At 65.7% G+C, this 19080-nt stretch carries 16 protein-coding genes and 1 riboswitch; of the genes, 7 read left to right on the top strand and 9 right to left on the bottom strand.

Annotation, left to right across the window (positions count from 1 at the left end; translation table 11 throughout):
* Positions 1–6: 6 nt before the first annotated feature.
* From BLQ70_RS15900 to BLQ70_RS15880, 5 genes are read right to left on the bottom strand one after another with little or no spacing between them, the layout of a single operon-like run.
* Positions 7–1116, bottom strand: coding sequence for a glycosyltransferase (locus tag BLQ70_RS15900; protein WP_091858426.1), 1110 nt, complete (start codon positions 1114–1116; stop codon positions 7–9).
* Complete coding sequence (locus tag BLQ70_RS15895) at positions 1113–2270, bottom strand: DegT/DnrJ/EryC1/StrS family aminotransferase (protein ID WP_091858423.1); 1158 nt, start codon at positions 2268–2270, stop codon at positions 1113–1115. The genes BLQ70_RS15900 and BLQ70_RS15895 overlap by 4 nt, the downstream gene beginning before the upstream one ends.
* Complete coding sequence (locus tag BLQ70_RS15890; protein ID WP_280140818.1) at positions 2270–2872, bottom strand: acyltransferase; 603 nt, start codon at positions 2870–2872, stop codon at positions 2270–2272. The genes BLQ70_RS15895 and BLQ70_RS15890 overlap by 1 nt, the downstream gene beginning before the upstream one ends.
* Before the next feature lie 3 nt (positions 2873–2875).
* On the bottom strand, positions 2876–3814 hold the full coding sequence (locus BLQ70_RS15885; protein WP_091858421.1) for a Gfo/Idh/MocA family oxidoreductase: 939 nt from the start codon (positions 3812–3814) through the stop codon (positions 2876–2878).
* Positions 3815–3850: 36 nt separating this feature from the next.
* Positions 3851–5221 carry a nucleotide sugar dehydrogenase gene (locus BLQ70_RS15880; protein WP_091858418.1) on the bottom strand — a complete coding sequence of 457 codons (1371 nt, stop codon included), beginning with the start codon at positions 5219–5221 and terminating at the stop codon, positions 3851–3853.
* Here BLQ70_RS15880 and BLQ70_RS25400 point away from each other — a divergent pair.
* The 4 genes from BLQ70_RS25400 (at position 5220) to BLQ70_RS15865 (ending at position 10145) form a co-directional block, all read left to right on the top strand.
* Positions 5220–5420: a hypothetical protein gene (locus tag BLQ70_RS25400; RefSeq protein ID WP_139163564.1), complete on the top strand. Its 201-nt coding sequence runs from the start codon at positions 5220–5222 to the stop codon at positions 5418–5420. The genes BLQ70_RS15880 and BLQ70_RS25400 overlap by 2 nt on opposite strands.
* 810 nt (positions 5421–6230) lie before the next feature.
* Positions 6231–7295 carry an NAD-dependent epimerase/dehydratase family protein gene (locus tag BLQ70_RS15875; RefSeq protein WP_091858415.1) on the top strand — a complete coding sequence of 355 codons (1065 nt, stop codon included), beginning with the start codon at positions 6231–6233 and terminating at the stop codon, positions 7293–7295.
* Between the two features lie 109 nt (positions 7296–7404).
* Positions 7405–9444, top strand: a complete 2040-nt coding sequence (locus BLQ70_RS15870) for an NAD(+) synthase (RefSeq protein WP_091858838.1) — start codon at positions 7405–7407, stop codon at positions 9442–9444.
* A 45-nt stretch (positions 9445–9489) separates the two neighbouring features.
* Positions 9490–9634: riboswitch (FMN riboswitch) on the top strand.
* 76 nt (positions 9635–9710) lie between these two features.
* A complete protein-coding gene (locus tag BLQ70_RS15865) occupies positions 9711–10145 on the top strand; it encodes a 6,7-dimethyl-8-ribityllumazine synthase (protein ID WP_091858414.1) in 435 nt (144 codons plus the stop codon).
* Positions 10146–10270: 125 nt separating this feature from the next.
* Here the strand turns inward: BLQ70_RS15865 and BLQ70_RS15860 are convergent, their stop codons facing one another.
* The 4 genes from BLQ70_RS15860 to BLQ70_RS15845 all read right to left on the bottom strand — a co-directional run bounded on the left by BLQ70_RS15860 (position 10271) and on the right by BLQ70_RS15845 (position 15941).
* A complete protein-coding gene (locus tag BLQ70_RS15860) occupies positions 10271–12121 on the bottom strand; it encodes an ABC transporter ATP-binding protein (protein WP_091858411.1) in 1851 nt (616 codons plus the stop codon).
* A gap of 18 nt (positions 12122–12139) precedes the next feature.
* Positions 12140–13081, bottom strand: coding sequence for an ABC transporter permease (locus tag BLQ70_RS15855; protein WP_061968769.1), 942 nt, complete (start codon positions 13079–13081; stop codon positions 12140–12142).
* Complete coding sequence (locus tag BLQ70_RS15850) at positions 13047–14006, bottom strand: ABC transporter permease (RefSeq protein WP_061968767.1); 960 nt, start codon at positions 14004–14006, stop codon at positions 13047–13049. Before BLQ70_RS15850 ends, BLQ70_RS15855 begins: the two co-directional genes overlap by 35 nt.
* A 147-nt stretch (positions 14007–14153) precedes the next feature.
* The gene (locus BLQ70_RS15845; protein WP_061968766.1) at positions 14154–15941 is read right to left on the bottom strand and encodes a peptide ABC transporter substrate-binding protein; all 1788 of its coding nucleotides are present in this window, start codon (positions 15939–15941) and stop codon (positions 14154–14156) included.
* Between the two features lie 444 nt (positions 15942–16385).
* On the opposite strand from BLQ70_RS15845, the gene BLQ70_RS15840 reads away from it, so the two are divergent.
* From BLQ70_RS15840 to BLQ70_RS15830, 3 genes are read left to right on the top strand one after another with little or no spacing between them, the layout of a single operon-like run.
* Positions 16386–17186, top strand: coding sequence for an SDR family oxidoreductase (locus BLQ70_RS15840; RefSeq protein WP_244512039.1), 801 nt, complete (start codon positions 16386–16388; stop codon positions 17184–17186).
* Positions 17187–17243: 57 nt separating this feature from the next.
* Complete coding sequence (gene iolG, locus BLQ70_RS15835) at positions 17244–18254, top strand: inositol 2-dehydrogenase (RefSeq protein WP_244512037.1); 1011 nt, start codon at positions 17244–17246, stop codon at positions 18252–18254.
* Entirely contained in the window at positions 18254–19036 is a 783-nt protein-coding gene (locus BLQ70_RS15830; RefSeq protein WP_091858406.1) for an inositol monophosphatase family protein, read from the top strand. Before iolG ends, BLQ70_RS15830 begins: the two co-directional genes overlap by 1 nt.
* Positions 19037–19080 lie beyond the last annotated feature (44 nt).

The following is a 19080-nucleotide window of genomic DNA, read 5'->3' as shown; positions in this document are numbered from 1 at the left end:
CGTGATTTACTTCGAATGGATCTGCGAGGTGACCGAGCGCAGAATGCGATCGATCTCCTGCGCACGTTGATTCCAGCTGGCTTCGCGCGTGACGTAATTCACACCGTTCTGCCCTAACGTTCGGGCTCGCTCCGGCGCCTCGGCAAGGGCTTTTACGGCCGACGAGATCGCGGGGGCAGCCGCTGGCGGCACGATCAGCCCGGCATCGGCGCTTTTGACGAGGTCGGCCTGGAAAGGCAGGTCGCTGGCAATGACGGGAACGCCGCAAGCCATGGCCTCGAACAGTTTCAGGGGAGCCACGCCCGAAGCGGAGCGGCCATCCTGGTTCTCGATGACGCAAAGCGATGCCAGGGCTCCGCGCAGGATGGCTGGAACGGCGTCGTAAGGCTGCCGGCCCAGCCAAAGCAGCCGCCGGTCGGAGAGCGCCTGTTCGACCTTGTCGCGCTCGATGCCGTCGCCGACGATGACCAGCCGCAGATCGGCCGGCCAGTCCGGTTCTTTCAGGGCCGCGAGCATCGTGTCGATCCCGTGCCAGGCGACGAGGCCGCCGACAAAGACCACATAGCGGCCTTCGACCGGGCTGGGCGCGCCCTCCGGCTTGAACAGATCGGTATTGGCGCCGTTCGAAACCAGGCTGACGCGGCTGTGGCCGGCAAAGCTCCTGGCCCAATCGACGAGCCCGGGCGTTACGGCAAGCAGATGCGCAGCGCGTCGATATTGCGCGCGGTAAAGCCAGGAGAAGAGCGGGGATAAAGGCTTCAGCGAGGGATAGGTCACGCCGATATCCGCGGCCGTGCCGTTGATCTCGTGAACCACGGGAATATTGCGCCAGCCTGCCCAGAGCGTCAGCGGCAGCGCCATGAAGTGCGAGCGGATGAAGACGGCGTCGAATTCCGGCAGGCGTTTGCCGAGCGCGGCCTGCGTGCGCCCATAACCGAAGAGGCGGCTCAGAAACGAAGAGCGCGTGCTCGCGCCGCCGCTGCTCGTCGCAAACAGCTCCACTTGCCAGCCGCAGCCCTCAAGCCCGGCGATGATCTCGTCGATATGGGTCTGCGAAGCCTGACCCGGCCGCGGCGTCTCGAGCGAGAGATAAGCCAGCCGCAGGGGCCGGCTCATGCCACCGCGGCCGCCGGTGCTGCCAAGGCCTCGAGAACCTGCGCGATGATGTAATCCTGCGTCGCCTCGTCGAGATAGGGGTGCATCGGCAGCGCGACGACCTCCTGCGCGGCGCGCTCCGAGATCGGCAGGCCGTTTCCGGCCACCGGATAGTGCTTGTAGGCGGTCTGCTGGTGCAGCGGCTTCGGGTAGTAGACCGTGGTCGGCACGCCCTTGGCCTTCAGCGCCGCCTGGAAGGCGTCGCGGCGGTCGGCGGCGACGCGGATCGTGTACTGGGCCCAGGTCGAGACGCAATCAGCCATGACATGAGGCGTCACCACGACGTCCTTGAGCGCAGCGGTGTAGCGCTGGGCCACGGCCTGTCGCTTCTCGAGCTCCTCGGCATAGACCTTGAGCTTCTCGATCAGCACGGCCGCCTGGATGGTGTCGAGCCGCGAGTTCACGCCGACGCGAATGTTGTCGTATTTGTAAGAGCCCTTGCCGTGGAAGCGCAGCGACATCAGTAGCGCGGCATGCTCGTCATTGTCGGTCAGGATCGCGCCGCCGTCGCCATAGCAGCCGAGCGGCTTGGCCGGGAAGAAGCTCGTCGTGGCGAAATCGCCGATCGCGCCGGCCACGCGGCCCTTGTAGCGCGCGCCGTACCCTTGAGCCGAATCCGAGATCAGGACGAGGCCGTTCTGCTTGCAGAAGGCCTCGATCGGCTCGTAGTCGCAAGCCTGGCCGAAAAGATCGACGCTGATCAGGGCGCGCGGGTTGAGCTTGTGCTGCTTCGCGGTTTCGAGTGCGGCACTGAGGCTCTTCGGGTCGATATTGTAGGTGGCTTCGTCGATCTCGGCGAAGACCGGCGTCGCGCCCATCCAGGCCACGACCTCGGCGGTCGCGGCGAAGGTGAAGCTGGGGCAGATCACCGCGTCGCCGGGGCCGATGCCGAGCGCTTCGAGCACCAGGATCAGCGCATCCGTGCCGTTGGCGACGCCGATCGCGTGCTTGGCCCCGCAGAAGGCGGCAAGCTCGGTCTCGAACTGCTGGACCTGCTGGCCGAGAATGTAGTTGCCGTCATGGACGACCTTGAGGATCGCCTCGTCCATGGCCTTGCCGATGTGCTGGCGCTGGGCCTTGAGATCGATGAACTCGATCGTGGGACGTTCGCTCATCAGGCCATCTCCTCCAGATGCTCCGGGCCGGCTTCCCGGTAGCGGACTCCGGTCAGCGGGCAGGTCAGGTCCGGGCCGAGTTTCTCGCCCGCCTTGCTCATCCAGCCGATCCGGCGCGCCGGCACCCCGGCCATCAGAGCATAATCCGGCACGTCCTTCGTCACCACTGCGCCGGCAGCGATGAAGCAATACGCGCCGAGCGTATGTCCGCAGACGATGGTCGCGTTCGCCCCGATGCTCGCGCCGCGCTTCACCAGCGTGCGGCGGAACTCGGCCTTGCGGTTCATGAAGGCGCGCGGGTTGTTGACGTTGGTGAAGACGCAGGAGGGGCCGCAGAACACGTCCGCTTCCAGCTCGACGCCGTCATAGAGCGCGACATTGTTCTGGATCTTGCAGCCGTCGCCGATCGTGACCCGCGGCCCGGCCATCACGTTCTGGCCGAGCACGCAATCCTTGCCGATCGTGGTCTGGCCGAGGACATGGACGAAATGCCAGATCCGGGTGCCGCTGCCCAGCGTCGCGCCTTCGTCGACATAGGCGCTTTCATGGATGAGCGCGCCGGGGAAGCGCGGGTCTTCCCGCATCTGCGACGCGCCGGCCATGGCTCAGCCCTTGATGTATTTCGCGGCGAAGGGGTGTTTCTCGCCGCCGGTCACCACGGGGAGCTGGCGAAACTGCGAGACGACCTCGATCGAAAAGCGCACATCCTCGAGCCCGTAACCCTTGCCCGCGAGAATCTCTTCGTAGCTGCGGGTGTGCAGGTCGGTGAAGCCGTCCGAGAATTCGACCTCTTCGCCGTCGACCGTGATCGAACGGAAGGTCGTCTTCTGGCCCTTCACGCCATCGGGAAGGTCGTTGGCGTCGACCGAGAGGAACCAGCGCACATCGGCCTTCTCATAAGAGAGCAGGCCGCCGGCACGCTCGCCTTCGCGCAGGTTTGCGGTCTGCGACTGCAACGGGCCGAAGACGAAGGCCAGCATGTCGAAGAAATGCACGCCGATATTGGTCGCGACACCGCCCGACTTCGAGTCGTCGCCCTTCCAGGAAGCGTGGTACCAGCGCCCGCGCGAGGTGATGTAGGTCAGGTCGACCGAATGGCGCTGGTTGGAGGCGGCGACGCGGTCACGCAGCGCGATGATCGCCGGGTGCAGGCGCAACTGCAGGATGGTGTTGACCTTGCGGCCGGAGTCGCGCTCGATCTCGATCAGCCCGTCGATGTTCCAGGGGTTGAGGACGAGGGGCTTCTCGCAGATCACGTCGCTGCCGGCGCGCAGGCCGAAGCGGATATGGGCGTCGTGCAGGTAGTTCGGCGAGCAGATGCTGACGAAATCGATGTGCTCGCCACGACGGTGCAGCTTGTCGACATGCCGGTCGAAGCGCTCGAACTCGGTGAAGAAATGCGCCTGCGGGAAATGGCTGTCGATGATCCCGACGGAATCATTGGGGTCGAAAGCGACCTTGAGGTCGCCGCCGACGGCCTTGATGGCCTTCATATGGCGCGGCGCGATGTAGCCGGCGGCACCGATCAGTGCGAATGACGTCATGGCGTTGATCTCTGACTTTTCCCGGGGCGTCCTGGCTCAGGCCTTGACGATATTGTCGCCGGTCAATCCGGCCTTGGCGCAGGCATTGCGCGTATCGACCACGAGGCGGGCGGCAGCGACGAGCGCCTTGTAGTCGACCGCGTCATGGTCCGTGGCGATCAGCACCGCGTCATAGCCCTTGAGCGTCTCGGGCGACAGTGCGGCCGAGGCGCGGCCGGTCAGGTTGGCATGCTCGCGGGTCGGCGGGATCACCGGCACGTGGGGGTCGTGATAGTCGGCGACGGCGCCGCGCTCTTCCAGAAGCTCGATCAGGCGCAGCGAGGGGCTCTCGCGCATGTCGTCGATGTTCTTCTTGTAGGCGATGCCCATCACCAGGATCTTCGCCTTGCTGAGACCGCGGCCCTGCTGGCGGTCGAGCGCCTCGGCGACGCGGTCGACCACCCAATGCGGCATGGCGGTGTTGATCTGCCCGGCGAGCTCGATGAAGCGGGTGGTGACGTCGAACTCGCGCGCCTTCCAGGTCAGGTAGAACGGATCGATCGGGATGCAGTGCCCGCCCAGGCCGGGGCCCGGATAGAACGGCATGAAGCCGAAGGGCTTGGTCTTGGCGGCGTCGATCACCTCCCAGACATCGATGCCCATCTTGCCGTAGATCACCTTGAGCTCGTTCACGAGCGCGATGTTGACGGCGCGGAAGATGTTCTCGGTCAGCTTGACGGCTTCGGCCGTGGCCGAGGAGGAGACCGGCACGGTCTTGACCACGAGCGCGCCATAGACCGCATTGGCCAGTTCCAGCGCCTCCGCACCATCGCCGCCGACGACCTTCGGGATGGTCGAGGTGCCGAAATCGGGATTGCCGGGGTCTTCGCGCTCGGGCGAGAAGGCGAGGTAGAAGTCGACGCCGCTCTTCAGGCCGGTCTTCTCGAAGATCGGGCGCATGATCTCGTCGGTGGTGCCGGGCCAGGTCGTCGATTCCAGCACGACGAGATGGCCTTTGCGCAGGCGCGGGGCGATCGCCCGGGCCGTCGCCTCGACATAGCTCAGGTCCGGCTCGCGATGCTTGGTCAGTGGCGTCGGCACGGCGATGATGATGGCGTCGACATCGCGCAGTTCGTCGAAGTCGGTCGTGGCGCGGAAGCGCTCTTCCTTGATCGCGGCGGCGATCGCCGAGGTCGGGATATGCTTGATGAAGCTCTCGCCGCGGTTGATCTGCGCGACGCGCTTCGCGTCGATGTCGAAGCCGACCACCGGGAAACCGGCGTTGCAGGCGGTCAGCGCCAGCGGAATGCCGACATAGCCGAGGCCGATGATGCCGATCCGATAGTTCTTCGCGGCGATGCGCGCGAGCTGTTCGGTCAGGGGCTGGGGCCTGTCTGAAACGAGCGGCGCTGTCGGTGATGAAGACATGACCGGCTTTCTGCGTGGGAAGGCGCTCTGGGCGCGGCAAGCGGGATTTGCGGCTGGCTTTGCCGCTGCATTGGAAAGATGTCAACCTGCGAAGGCAGCTAACAAGGCGAAGCAACGCGACGTCGCCGAAAAATGGACGTGCTTCCAGGAATATTCGGCCGTCGGATCATCGGGCCGCATATCGTATTCGGTCCGATGATCCAGGTCTCTGATCTTGCACCGGCTTTTCCCGAAAACCGCATGCCGCCTTTCGGGCCGCTGCTTCAGGTCGATATTCCGAGCTCAGCCCTTGAGCTTGTCGATTCGGGCCGAGCCGTCGATGTCCTGGCAGCAATGGCGGGCATGTCTGCGGCTACCACCGCGATCCGCGGGCGGGCCGGAGGGGCCGGCAGCCACGGCGGTTGCAGGTGCTTTCCCATACCCGGCCATTGCCGTCGATGCAGCGGCTCGGGTTGCAGTTGAAACCGCCACCGCCGCCGCCGTAATCGCCCCGGCCATATTGCCGTCCGTAATAGGAGGGAGGAGGCTCAAGGGGAGGTCCGTTACGATATCCGCCGCCAGAGCCCAGACGTCCCACCGGCCCGCTGCTCGGCCGGCAGCCATAGCGATCACATGTCGACTGCGTATAGACGCCGGTTCGCGGGTCGATGCAGCTCGCGGTCGTGCACTGCAGCTGGATCTGCGTGACGCCGGAAGCCCCCGGTATCGGCGTCATCGGCAGGGCATTCGCATGTGAAGCCCAGAGCGCAAACGCGGCAAGGGCGATGTTTCGCAGGAAAGATCGCATGGCAGGACTCCTTTGGCATCTAAGCTACGCGCACGATTCTGAACGGTTCCCTGCTGCCCCACGGGCGGATCAGGGCCAAAAGGAATTTCAAACGGCTCTATGCGTTCGATGACTGCCGCGGCAGAAATCCGTGCCGGGTGCAGGGCGCCCCCGGGCTTTGTCAGGCCGGGCCGGGCAGGTTATTATCTTCCAGCCTCTTGCCGCTGTCCCCGATGAGTTGCGATGACAACAGTCGCAATATCTCTGTCTGGTGCCCCATTGAACCACAGCCTATCGTTGAACCGTGTCGTCGTGACGGGAGCCGCGGGCTTTATCGGTCTCCACGTCGCGGAGGCGCTGCTGCAGCGCGGCATCGAGGTCATGGGTGTCGATGCGCTCGTGCCCTATTATGACCCGGCGCTGAAGCAGGCGCGCCTAGCCCGGCTCACCGGCCGCAACGGCTTCGCGTTCGAGCAGATCGATGTCGCGGATCATGATGCCTTCGATGCCGCGGTCGGCGCGTTCCGTCCGGACGCGATCATCCATCTGGCGGCGCAGGCGGGGGTTCGCTATTCGCTTGAGAACCCGCGCGCCTATGCCAGCGCCAATCTCGACGGCTTTCTATCGGTTCTCGAAGCCAGTCGTCGGCATGCCGTGGGGCATCTCGTCTATGCCTCCTCGAGCTCCGTCTACGGGGCCAACGCGAAGGTGCCGTTCAGCGAGCATGACGGCGCCGATCACCCGATTTCCCTTTACGCCGCGACCAAGCGGGCCAACGAGCTGATGGCGCATTCCTACGCCCATCTCTACGGGATACCGATGACGGGCCTGCGGTTCTTCACGGTCTATGGGCCCTGGGGCAGGCCGGACATGGCCTATTTCAAGTTCACCAAGGCGATCCTCGCGGGCGACCCGATCGACGTTTATGCGCAAGCGCAGATGAGCCGCGATTTCACCTATGTCGACGACATCCGCGAGGCGATCATACGTCTCGCGGCGCGCCCTGCGGCAGCCGATCCGGCCTTCGACCGCGAGCATCCCGATCCCGCGACATCCGCGGCGCCCTGGCGCATCTACAATATCGGCAATCACACCCCGGTGGCGCTCTCGCATTTCATCGACGTGGTCGAGGCCGCCTGCGGGCGCAAGGCGGTCCGGCGCCATCTGCCGGCGCAGCCGGGCGACGTGCCGGCGACCTATGCCGACGTCGCGGATCTGGCGGCTGCGGTCGATTTCCGGCCCGATACGCCGATCGAGACCGGGATTGCGCGCTTCGTCGCCTGGTACCGCGCGTTCTATCGCGTCTGAACCGCAACCGCATGCCGTCCCGGCAGCCCAGGCAAGCCTTGCCCGGCAGGCTCCGTCTGCGCGATAAGCGATGCGCCGCAACGGCGGCATCCGGCTGAACGGAGTCTCGATGAGTTTCCGCAATATCCACGCCCACGGTCTTGTCCGCATCGCCTGCGCCGCGCCACGGCTCAAGGTGGCCGATCCGGCTTTCAACGTGGCCGAGACCATCGCCATGCTGCGGTGTGCGGACGAGGGCGGTGCCTCGCTCTGCCTGTTCCCGGAGCTCGGCATCAGCGCCTATGCCATCGATGACCTGCTGCAGCAGAACGCGCTGCTCGATGCGGTCAAGGAAGCGCTGGCGCGGCTGGTCGCGGAAAGCCGCAGCCTGCGTTGCGTCGCGGTGGTGGGCGCGCCCTTGCGCGTCGAAGGGCGGCTGTTCAACTGCGCCGTCGCGATCCATCGCGGCCGCATCCTCGCTGCCGTCCCCAAGACCTATCTGCCGAACTACCGCGAGTTCTACGAGCGTCGCCAGTTCGCCTCGGGCGAGCGGGCGGGGGCGCTCTATATCGATCTCTGCGGTCAGGAAGTGCCCTTCGGCACCGATATCCTCCTGGCGGCCACCGATATCCCCGATCTCACCGTCCATATGGAGATCTGCGAGGATGTCTGGACGCCGATCCCGCCCTCGTCCTACGCGGCGCTCGCCGGCGCGACGCTGCTGCTCAATCTCTCCGCCTCGAATGTCACCATCGGCAAGTCGGACTGGCGCCACGCGCTGTGCAAGGCCCATTCCGGCCGCTGCATCGCAGCCTATGCCTATTCCGCCGCCGGCACCGGTGAATCGACCACCGATCTCGCTTGGGACGGGCAGGCGATGATCTATGAGAACGGCGCGCTTCTGGCCGAGGCGGAGCGCTTCGCCGCCGAGCCCCAGCTCATCCTCGCCGATATCGATCTCGAGCGGCTGGCGATGGATCGCATCCGCCAGAATACCTTCGGCGACAGTGCAGATCTGCACCGCGACAGGCTCGGTTTCCGCCGCGTCGATTTCGCGCTGGAGCCGGATCGCGACAGCGATCTCGGGCTCGCCCGCGAGGTCGAACGCTTCCCCTTCGTGCCGAGCGACGATGCCCGGCTGAACGAGCTCTGCTTCGAGGCCTACAACATCCAGTCGCACGGCCTGCGCAAGCGGCTGGAAAGCACGCGGCTCGACAAGGTGGTGATCGGCATCTCCGGCGGTCTCGATTCCACCCAGGCGCTGCTCGTCGCGGCCCATACCTTCGACGCGCTCGGGCTGCCCCGCGAGAACATCCTCGCCTATACGCTGCCGGCCTTCGCGACCAGCAAGGACACCAAGGACAATGCCTGGCGCCTGATGCGGGCGCTCGGCGTCAGCGCCGAGGAGATCGACATGACGCCGGCCTGCCGGCAGATGCTGGTCGATATCGGCCATCCCTTCGCCAAGGGCGAGCCGGTCTACGACATCACCTTCGAGAATGTGCAGGCCGGCGCGCGCACCTCCGTACTCTTCCGCCTGGCCAACCGGCACAATGGCCTGGTGATGGGCACTGGCGATCTCTCGGAGCTGGCGCTCGGCTGGTGCACCTATGGCGTCGGCGATCACATGTCGCATTACAACGTCAACGGCTCGGTGCCGAAGACGCTGATCCAGCACCTGATCCGCTGGGTCGCGCAATCCGGCCGCTTCGGATCGGAGGCCTCGGATGTCATGCTCGACATCCTCGCGACCGAGATCTCGCCGGAGCTGGTGCCCGGCGACGGCGACAAGCCCGCGCAGAAGACCGAGGACTTCGTCGGCCCCTATGCGCTGCAGGACTTCAACCTGTTCTACACGACGCGCTACGGCTTCCGTCCGAGCAAGATCGCCTTCCTCTCGGAACGGGCCTGGCGCGATGCCGGGGCCGGGGACTGGCCGCCGAACATGGAGGCGGCCAAGCGCGTCGCCTATGACCTGCCGGTGATCAAGCGCTGGCTCGGCGTCTTCATCCGCCGCTTCTTCGAGACCAGCCAGTTCAAGCGCTCGGCCGTGCCGAACGGGCCGAAGGTGTCCTCCGGCGGGTCGCTCTCGCCGCGCGGCGACTGGCGTGCGCCCAGCGATGCCTCGGCTGCGCCCTGGCTGAAGGACTGGGAGCGGATTCCGGATTGAACGCCGGGGGCTCTTGTCGCTTTCTCCGCGAACGTATTACCGTGACCGCGTTCTCAGGGCGGGGCGGAAATCCCCACCGGCGGTATGCGGCCTCGGCCGCGAGCCCGCGAGCGCCCTCCTTGCGGAGGGGTCAGCAGATCAGGTGCGAGGCCTGAGCCGACGGTCACAGTCCGGATGAAAGAGAACGTGTCGCCGTCCGTGCATCCCTGCGCGGCGCTGGCCCGTGATCGCCTTGGGTGACGTGTCTGTCGCGAAAGGAGATCACCATGACACTCGCCCGCTATGCCTTCGTCAAAGCCGCCTGGCATGCCGATATCGTCGATCAGGCGCTCAAGGGCTTTTGCGAGGTTATTCCCGCCGACCAGGTCGATGTGTTCGACGTGCCCGGCGCGTTCGAGATGCCGCTGCTGGCCCGCGATCTCGCAGCCAGCGGCCGCTACGCCGCGGTTGCTGCGGCGGCGCTGGTCGTCGACGGGGGCATCTACCGTCACGAATTCGTGGCGCAGGCCGTGGTCGACGGCCTGATGCGTGCGGGCCTGGACACAGGCGTGCCGGTGCTGTCGGTCTCGCTGACCCCGCATCACTACCGCGAGGGCGCGCATCACGGTGAGATCTATCGGGCGCATTTCGTCACGAAGGGGCGGGAAGCCGCGGCGGCGGCGCTGATGATCGGGCGGACGCGCGCCCGCCTTGCCGCCTGATCTCGATCGGATGCCTGCCTGGTCCCGCCTCGGCGAGGGCAGTCTGTTGCTGACCTGATCATGCCGGCCCGACGAAAAAGCCCGCGGCTTGCGCCGCGGGCCGATTATGTCGAGCTTCGGAAGGCTCAGGCCGCGATCGCGGCCGGATCCTTCTTCTCCCACTCCTCGCCCCAGATCATGACGGCATGGCCGGGCGAGACCTCGCGATACTGGCGCACCGGCGGGACATAGTCGGGCGCGCGGACCGGGCTCTTGATCTCGTCGTTCGAGACCGGGCGCTTCTGCAGGCGCCGGGCCGGATCGGCGATCGGCACCGCCGCCAGCAGTCGCTTGGTATAGGGGTGCTGAGGGTTCTGGAAGATCGCCTCGCGCGGGCCGATCTCGACGATCTCGCCGAGATACATCACCGCGACGCGATGGCTGACGCGCTCCACCACCGCCATGTCGTGCGAGATGAAGAGATAGCCCAGCCCCATGCGCGCCTGCAGGTCGAGCATCAGGTTGACCACCTGGGCCTTGACCGAGACGTCGAGCGCCGAGACCGCCTCGTCCGCCACGATCAGGCGCGGCTCGACGGCGAGTGCGCGCGCGATGCAGATGCGCTGGCGCTGGCCGCCCGAGAACTCGTGCGGGAAGCGGTTGGCCATGTCCGGCAGCAGACCGACGCGCTTGAGCAGGTCGGCGACCTTGTCGCGCGCTTCCGAGCGGCTGGCGAGGTTGTTGATCAGCAGCGGCTCGGCGATCGCGGTGCCCACGTTCATGCGCGGGTTCAGCGAGGCGAAGGGGTCCTGGAAGATCATCTGCATGCGCTTGCGCTGCTCGCGCAGGTCATGCTGGTTGAGCTTGAGGACGTCGACGCCGTCGAGCAGGACCGAGCCTTCGAGCGGCTCGATCAGCCGCATCACGGAACGGCCGGTGGTCGACTTGCCGCAGCCGGATTCGCCGACCAGCGCCAGCGTCTCGCCGGCCTTGAGGCTGAAGGAGACGTTCTCGACCGCGTGCACGCGCCCCTTGACCGAGGAGAGCAGTCCGCCGCGGATCTCGAAGCGGGTCGTCAGCCCGGCGACCTCGAGCACGGGGCGTTCGGCCGCCTTGACGGTATCGGGCGTCTCGGTCGGCACGTCCGACTCGCCGGTATTGCGGTCGACGACCGGGAAGCGCATCGGGCGGCCCTTGCCGATCATCGAGCCGAGCTTCGGCACGGCCGAGATCAGCGCCTTGGTATAGGGCTTCTTCGGGCTGGCGAAGATGTCCTCGGTCGCGCCGGTTTCGACCTCGTCGCCGTTGTACATCACGACCGTGCGGTCGGCGATCTCGGCGACGACGCCCATGTCGTGGGTGATGAAGAGGACGGACATGCCCTCCTCGTCCTGCAGCGTCTTGATCAGCTCCAGGGTCTGCGCCTGGATGGTCACGTCGAGCGCGGTGGTCGGCTCGTCGGCGATCAGGAGCTTGGGCTTGCAGGCGAGCGCCATCGCGATCATCACGCGCTGGCGCATGCCGCCCGAGAAGCGGTGCGGATACTCGTGGAAGCGAGACTTTGCCGCGGGAATGCGGACCTTCTCCAGCAGGCGGACCGTCTCGGCCTCAGCCTCCGAACGCGACAGGCCGCGATGCAGGATCAGCGCTTCCGCGATCTGGAAGCCGATGGTCAGCACCGGGTTGAGCGAGGTCATCGGCTCCTGGAAGATCATCGCGATCTCGTTGCCGCGGATATGGCGCATCTCCGCATCCGGCAGCGTCAGCAGTTCCTTGCCGTTGAGCTTGACCGAGCCTTCGATTCGGCTCGACTGCGGCGGGGTCAGGCGCATGATCGACAGCGCGGTCACGCTCTTGCCGGAGCCGGATTCGCCGACGACGGCCAGCGTCTCCTTCGGCTTGATGTCGAAGGAGAGGTTGCGGACGACCGACTTCCATTGGCCTTCGACCCGGAAGGAGGTCGTGAGGTTCGAGACGGTCAGGATCGGTGAGGTCATGTCTAGCCCTTCGCTGGATTAGATGACGCGGCGCGGGTCGAGCGCATCGCGCAGGCCGTCGCCGATGAAGTTGATCGAGAGCACGGTAAGGAAGATCGCGGCGCCTGGGAACAGGGCCCAGTGCGGCGCGGTGTCGAGCTGGTCCTTGGCGTCGAACAGAAGCCGGCCCCAGGTCGGGATGTCCGGCGGGAAGCCGAGACCGAGGAAGGACAGCGTCGATTCGGCGATGATGGCCGAGGACACCTCGATCGTCGAGGCGACGATGACCGGGCCGACCGCGTTCGGCAGGATATGCCGGAACATCTGGCGCATCTTGGTCGCGCCCTGGGCGCGGGCGGCCTCCACGAATTCCTTTTCGCGCAGCGACAGGAACTGCGCGCGCACCAGGCGCGCCACCGGCATCCAGCGCAGGCCGCCGATGACGACGACGATCAGCACGAAGACGCCGCCTTCGACGCCGAACACGGCTTTGAGCTGCTCGCGGAACAGATAGATGATCAGCAGCAGCAGCGGCAGCTGCGGCAGCGACAGGAACAGGTCCGTCACCCACATCAGGATCGGGTCGGCGTATTTGCGCGACATGCCCGCCAGCGCGCCGATCAGCACGCCGACGATCGTCGCCACGATCATCGCCGCGAGGCCGACGGCGAGCGAGATGCGTCCGCCATACATCATCCGCGCCAGGATATCCTGGCCGAGATCGTCGGTCCCGAGCGGGTGCGCCCAGGATGGGCCCTGGAGCTGCGCCGAGAAGTCGATGTCGTTGATCGCCACCGGCCACAGCCAGGGGCCGACGATGACGCCCAGCACGAGCAGGCCGAGCACGAAGGTGCTCGCCATGGCCAGGCGGTGGCGGCGAAAGCGGCGCCAGGTCTCGCGCCCGGGCGAGACCGAGACCTGGCTCACGGCAGCGCCCGCAGCCGGATCAGCTGAAGGAGATGCGAGGGTCGAGCCAGCCATAAAGAATATCCGCGATGAGGTTGAAAAGAACGACCAGGCAGGAGAACACGAAGGTCACCGCCATGATGACCGGTGTGTCGTTGGCCAGGATAGCGTCGATCAGCAGCGATCCGATGCCCGGTACGCGAAAGATCTGCTCGGTGACCAGCGCGCCGCCGAACACGGCGGGCATCTGCAGCGCGACCAGCGTCACGACCGGGATCAGCGCGTTGCGCGTGATGTGCCGGATCGTGACCCGGCGCTCGCTCAGGCCCTTGGCGCGCGCCGTCGTGACGTAGTCGAGCCGGATGACGTCGAGCACGGCCGAGCGGACATAGCGCGTATAGGAAGCCGCCTGGAACAGGCCGAGCACGGTGATCGGCATGATCGCCTGGCGGAACATCTCCCAGTACCAGCGCCAGCCGGTTGCGGCGATGTCGGAGCGATAGACGAAGGGGAACCAGTCGAGCGTGACCGAGAAGATCAGGATGAAGAGCAGGCCGGTGAAGAAGGTCGGCAGGGAGAAGCCGACGAAGGCCAGCGTATTGGCGATCTGGTCGAAAACCGAATAGGGCCGCGTCGCCGCGTAGATGCCGACAGGCAGCGCGACGCACAGCGCCAGGATCTGGGACGACCCGACGACGAACAGAGTGGTCGGCAAACGCTGCAGGATCAGATCGTCGACATTGATGCGGCTGGCGAAGGAGAAGCCCCAGTCGCCCTGGGCCATGTTCGAGAGCCAGCGCAGGTAGCGCACCATGATCGGGTCGTTGAGGCCGAAGCTGGCGCGCAGCGCCTCGCGCACCTCAGGCGGAACGTTCGGATTCGTCGCCATTTCCGAAAACGGATCGCCTGGCGCCAGCGCCAGGATGGTGAACAGAATCACGCTGATGCCAAGCAAACTTGGAATGGCGATCAAGAGCCGCCTGATAAGATATGTCGCCATGAAATAGTCTCTGTGCGCGCGGCACGTCCGCGGACTGGTGTTGATGACGGCCGGCCCGCTCCTGTGGCTGGTGGAGCCGCAGGAGCGGGCCGGCGCGCCTGTCGCCCCTCACGACAGCCGAAGCTGCCGTGAGGGGGAATCGGGGACTTAGCTACGATACCAGGCCGCGATGTTCCAGCTGTCGACGTCCCAGCCGCTATGATCGTGCGACAGGTTGTTGAGCGACGCCGCGATGCGGGTGCGCGACAGGATCGGCAGGATGACGTTGGCCTCGCAGAAGATCTCGTTGACCTTGATCAGGTAGGCCGCCCGCTTGGCCGGGTCGAGTTCCTTCTGGGCGGCCTTGTAGGCCTCGTCGGCAGCCGGGTCCGAGTAGCGCGAGACGTTGCGGCCCAGCCACTTGTTCTCCTTGGTCGCGATCTCCCAGGAGGTGAACTGGTTGAGGAAGCGCTCCGGATCGGGCTGCGGCTGCGTCGTCGTATACATCTCCATGTCGGTATAGAGCTTGGTGTAGGTGTCGGGATTGGCGACGTCCGACGAGAAGAACACCGAGGCCGTGACCGACTTCAGCTCCAGATCGATGCCGGCGCGCTGGCAGGCCTGCTTGATGATGGCCTGGGTCTTCTGGCGCGGGGCGTTGATCGAGGTCTGGTAGACGTATTTGAGCTTCTTGCCGTCCTTTTCGCGGATGCCGTCGGAACCCTTCTTCCAGCCGGCGTCGTCGAGGATCTTGTTGGCCTTCTCGATGTTGAACTCGTATTTGAGCTTGGTCGACTTGAACTGCTTGGGTTCGTTGACGAAGCTCGCCGTGGCGGTGCCGCCGCGGCCATAGATGAACTTCTGGATCGAATCGCGGTCGATCAGCAGGTTGATCGCCTGGCGCACGGCCGGGTCGGTCAGGGTCGGGTGCTTGGTCTTGACGCTCGAGCGCTCGCCGTCGACCTCGGTCCACGGATCGGTCGTGTTCAGGATGATGAACTCGATATCGCCCGAGGGGACGGCGCTGATCTTGCCGCGTCCGCCGGTCTCCATGCGCTTGAGGACCTCGTCCTCGACCTGCAGGTTCCAGGCATAGTCGTATTCGCCGGTCTGCAGGACGGCGCGCGCCGCCGAGACTGCGTCACCGCCGCCCTTGACCTCGATCGTGTCGAAATGCGGCTGGTTCTTGACGTGATAGTCGGCGTTGCGCTCGCCGGTCAGGATGTCGCCCGGCTTGAACTCGGCGAACTTGTAGGGGCCGGTGCCGACGGGCTTCAGGTTGGCCGGGGCCTCGCGCGACTTGGCGCCCTTGTACTCGCCGAAGAGATGCTTCGGGATGATCATGCCGGCGACGCCGACGAAGGGATCGGCCCAGAACGGGGTCGCTTCCTTGAAGATCACCTTGAAGGTGTGGGTGTCGACCTTCTCGACCGTGATGTCCTTGTAGGAGCCGGTGGTGTAGGCGGCGGTCGCTGGGTCGGCGGCATATTCCCAGGTGAAGACGGCGTCGTCGGCGGTCAGCGGCTTGCCGTCATGCCATTTCACGCCCTGCTTCAGCTTCCAGGTCACGGTCTTGCCGTCGGCGGAAAGACCGCCATTGGCCTTGCTCGGGATCTCGGCGGCGAGCTGCGGGAAGAGGTTGCCTTCCTTGTCCCAGCCGGCGAGCGGCTCGTAGAAGATGCGCGACGCGATCTGGTCCTTGGTGCCCGAGGCGAAATGCGGGTTGAGCAGGGTCGGGGCCTGCCACAGCAGCATCTTCAGCGGGCCACCGCCGCCGGCCTTGGTCGGCTTGTATTGCAGCGTGGCATTCGCCATCGCGACGTCGTTCCAGATCAGGATCTGGGTTGCGAGCGGCGCGGCAATGCCGACGGCCGCCATTTTCTGCATGAAGGACCGGCGCGACAGCGTGCCTTCCTTCACATCCGCGACCAGGCCGCGGATTTCCTGCTCTTTCATCGAATAGCCTCCACCTTCAAACAAAATTCATCCCCGGCGCCTTCGCACCGTGTTCTCGTTGATCGGCGCAGCAAGGCATGTGCCAACGAAAGCGTCAACTGTGCGGCGCAGGGCAGATGCGCGTTTGCCGCGAGGGTAAGAGTTTCCTGACGGCGATCATTGCATGAATATGTCGAATTTTATTCACAGAACACAATATTATGCCGACCACCCTCTGAAGACGACAGTTTTCTTTCCGTTGAGAAGGAGCCGTCTTCCGCGTTTCGTGAAGCCGGCCGGCCTCGTCCCCGTCAGTGTCGTCATCCTGTGCAGCGGCGCTGCGCGTGTTTTTGACAAGGCGGGGCCTCGCGTCGTCTTGACTCGCTTATGCCAAGAATGGAATGTTTATTCCAACTAGCGGGATGTTTAAAAAATTCCTGCCGTTTCGCTTCGGGAGGCGGGTCGTTGTCGCAAGCTGGTTCGTTCAGCCGTGATCTCCACGGCAAGGTCGCTGTCGTCACTGGCGGCAGCCAGGGCCTGGGCGAGGCGATCGCCCGCGAATTCGCGGAACGCGGTGCGCGGGGGCTGTTGCTGACCGGGCGCAATGTGGCGCGCGGCGAGGCCGTGGCGGAAAGCCTGCGGGCGGCGGGCTGCGAGGCCCGTTTCCATCAGGTCGACCTCGCCGATCTCGATGCTATCAGGCAGGTCGTGCCGGCGGCGGAGCAGGCCTTCGGCCATCTCGACATTCTCGTGAACGCCGCGGGCGACACCGATCGCGGCACGATCTTCGACACCTCGCCTGCGCTCTACGAGCGCATCATGGCGGTGAACCTGCGGGCGCCCTTCTTCCTCATTCAGGATGCCGCAGACCTGATGCGCCGGCAGGATATCCCGGGCGCCATCGTCAACATCCAGTCGATGTCGGCCCATGGCGGCCAGCCTTTCCTCTCCGCCTACAGCGTCTCGAAGGCGGCCTTGGCCGCGCTGACGAAGAATGCGGCCTATGGGCTCTTGAAGCACCGCATCCGGGTCAACGGCCTCAATATCGGCTGGATGGCGACGCCGGGCGAGGACGCGATCATGAAGCTGCGCCATGACGCCAGGGACGGCTGGCTGGAGGAGGCGAATGCCTCCCAGCCCTTCGGCCGCCTGATCGATCCGCGCGAGGTCGCCAAGGCGGTCGCCTATCTCGCCTCGGCGGAATCCGGTCTGATGACCGGCTCGAATATCGATTTCGACCAGACCATTCTGGGTGCGCACGACTAGCCCGGATTTCCACCGCGGCGCCTGAGCCGCAAGACTGCCTGACGAGACGCGACGGGAATGACGAAGGCCATGAAGATCGGATTGCTGGGCGCCGGCCGTATCGGGCGCATCCATGGGCTGAACGTCGCCGCGCGCGGCGATGCCGAGCTGGTCGCCGTCACCGACGCGATGCCGGAGGCCGCTGCCTCGCTTGCCGCCGCGACCGGCGCGAAAGCCACGAGCACCGCAGCGATCCTCTCGGATGCCGCCATCGACGCCGTGCTGATCTGCACCCCGACCGATACCCATGCCGACCTGATCGAGCAGGCGGTTTCCGCCGGCAAGGCCGTGTTCTGCGAGAAGCCGGTCGATCTCGACGCCGCCCGCATCCGCCGCTGCCTCGCGACGGTGGAGACATCCGGCAAGCCGCTGATGATCGGCTTCAACCGCCGCTTCGACCCGAATTTCGCCGCGCTGGAGAAGCGCTTGCGTGCGGGCGAGGCCGGCGCGATCGAGATCGTCACGGTGATTTCGCGCGATCCCTCGCCGCCGCCGGTCGATTACGTCAGGCGCTCGGGCGGGCTCTTCCGCGACATGATGATCCATGATTTCGACATGGCGCGCTTCCTGCTGGCCGAGGAGCCGGTCGAGGTTTTCGCGCTCGGCTCCGCCCTCGTCGACAAGGCGATCGGCGAGGCCGGTGATGTCGACACCGCTGCCGTCGTCATGAAGACGGCTTCGGGCCGGATCGCCCAGATCTCGAACTCGCGCCGCGCCACCTATGGCTACGACCAGCGCATCGAGGTCCACGGCTCCAAGGGCATGCTGCGCGCCGGCAACATCCACGAGACGACGGTCGAGATCGCGACCGGGCAGGGCTTCCGTGCCGATCCCGTGCAGAACTTCTTCCTGGAGCGCTATGCCGCGGCCTATCGCGCCGAGCTCGACGCCTTCATTGCCGCCTGTAACGGCAAGGCGGCGGCGTCGCCGACCGGCCTCGACGGCCTGAAGGCGCAAATTCTGGCCGATGCCGCGACCGAATCCACGCAGACCGGCAAGCCGGTTCGCGTCGATCTGGGGGACAAGTGATGAGCCCGGCCGAACGCGATCTGCGCTATTACGCGGCTCTCGGTCTCGCCAGCGAGGCGAGCCATCTGGCGCTGGGCTATTTCAACAAGCGTGAATCCCTCGGCATTACCATGAAGGGTGCGCAGGACTGGCTGACCGTCGCCGACGGCAAGGTCGAGGATTTCCTGCGCCGCCGCCTCTCGGAACTCTTCCCGCAGGATACGGTCATCGGCGAGGAGGGCGGCGGCGAGGCCTCGGACGCCGTCTGGATTCTCGATCCGATCGACGGCACCGCGAATTTCGCCCATGGCGACCGCAACTGGTGCATCTCCATCGGTTTCCTGGCGAACCGCAAGCCGGAGATCGGCATCGTGGCGGCGCCTGCCCTGGGTGAGGTCTATGCCGCCCGCCGCGGTGCGGGTGCGACCCTGAACGGCGATCCGATCAAGGTCTCCGGCGCGGTGGATATCGCCCGAGCCTCGGTCGAGCTGGGCTGGTCGACCCGCGTGCCGGCCGCGAGCTATCTCAAGGTGATCGAGCGCGGCTATACAGCAGGTGCTGCGATGAAGCGCGGCGGCTCGGGCACGCTCGGCCTTTGCCATGTCGCCAATGGCTCGAGCGACGCCTATGCCGAGCTCCATATCAACGCCTGGGACGTCGCTGCCGGCATCGTCATCGCAAGCGAAGCGGGCGCCCGGATCAATGATTTCTTCGCCGGCGAGGGGATCGCCAAGGGCAATCCGATCCTGTGCTGCACCCCGGAACTCGCGCCGGTGCTGAAGGAGATCACCGGAATCGTTTAGCCAGCACGATATTCAATTGATCTTTCGGCGAAGTCATCACAGCT

It is taken from the genome of Allobosea robiniae (assembly GCF_900102525.1).
In the GTDB taxonomy this organism is placed as follows: Bacteria; Pseudomonadota; Alphaproteobacteria; order Rhizobiales; family Beijerinckiaceae; genus Allobosea; species Allobosea robiniae.
The sequence above is the reverse complement of the archived record's forward strand: the minus strand, read 5'-3'. Positions and strand labels throughout refer to the sequence as shown.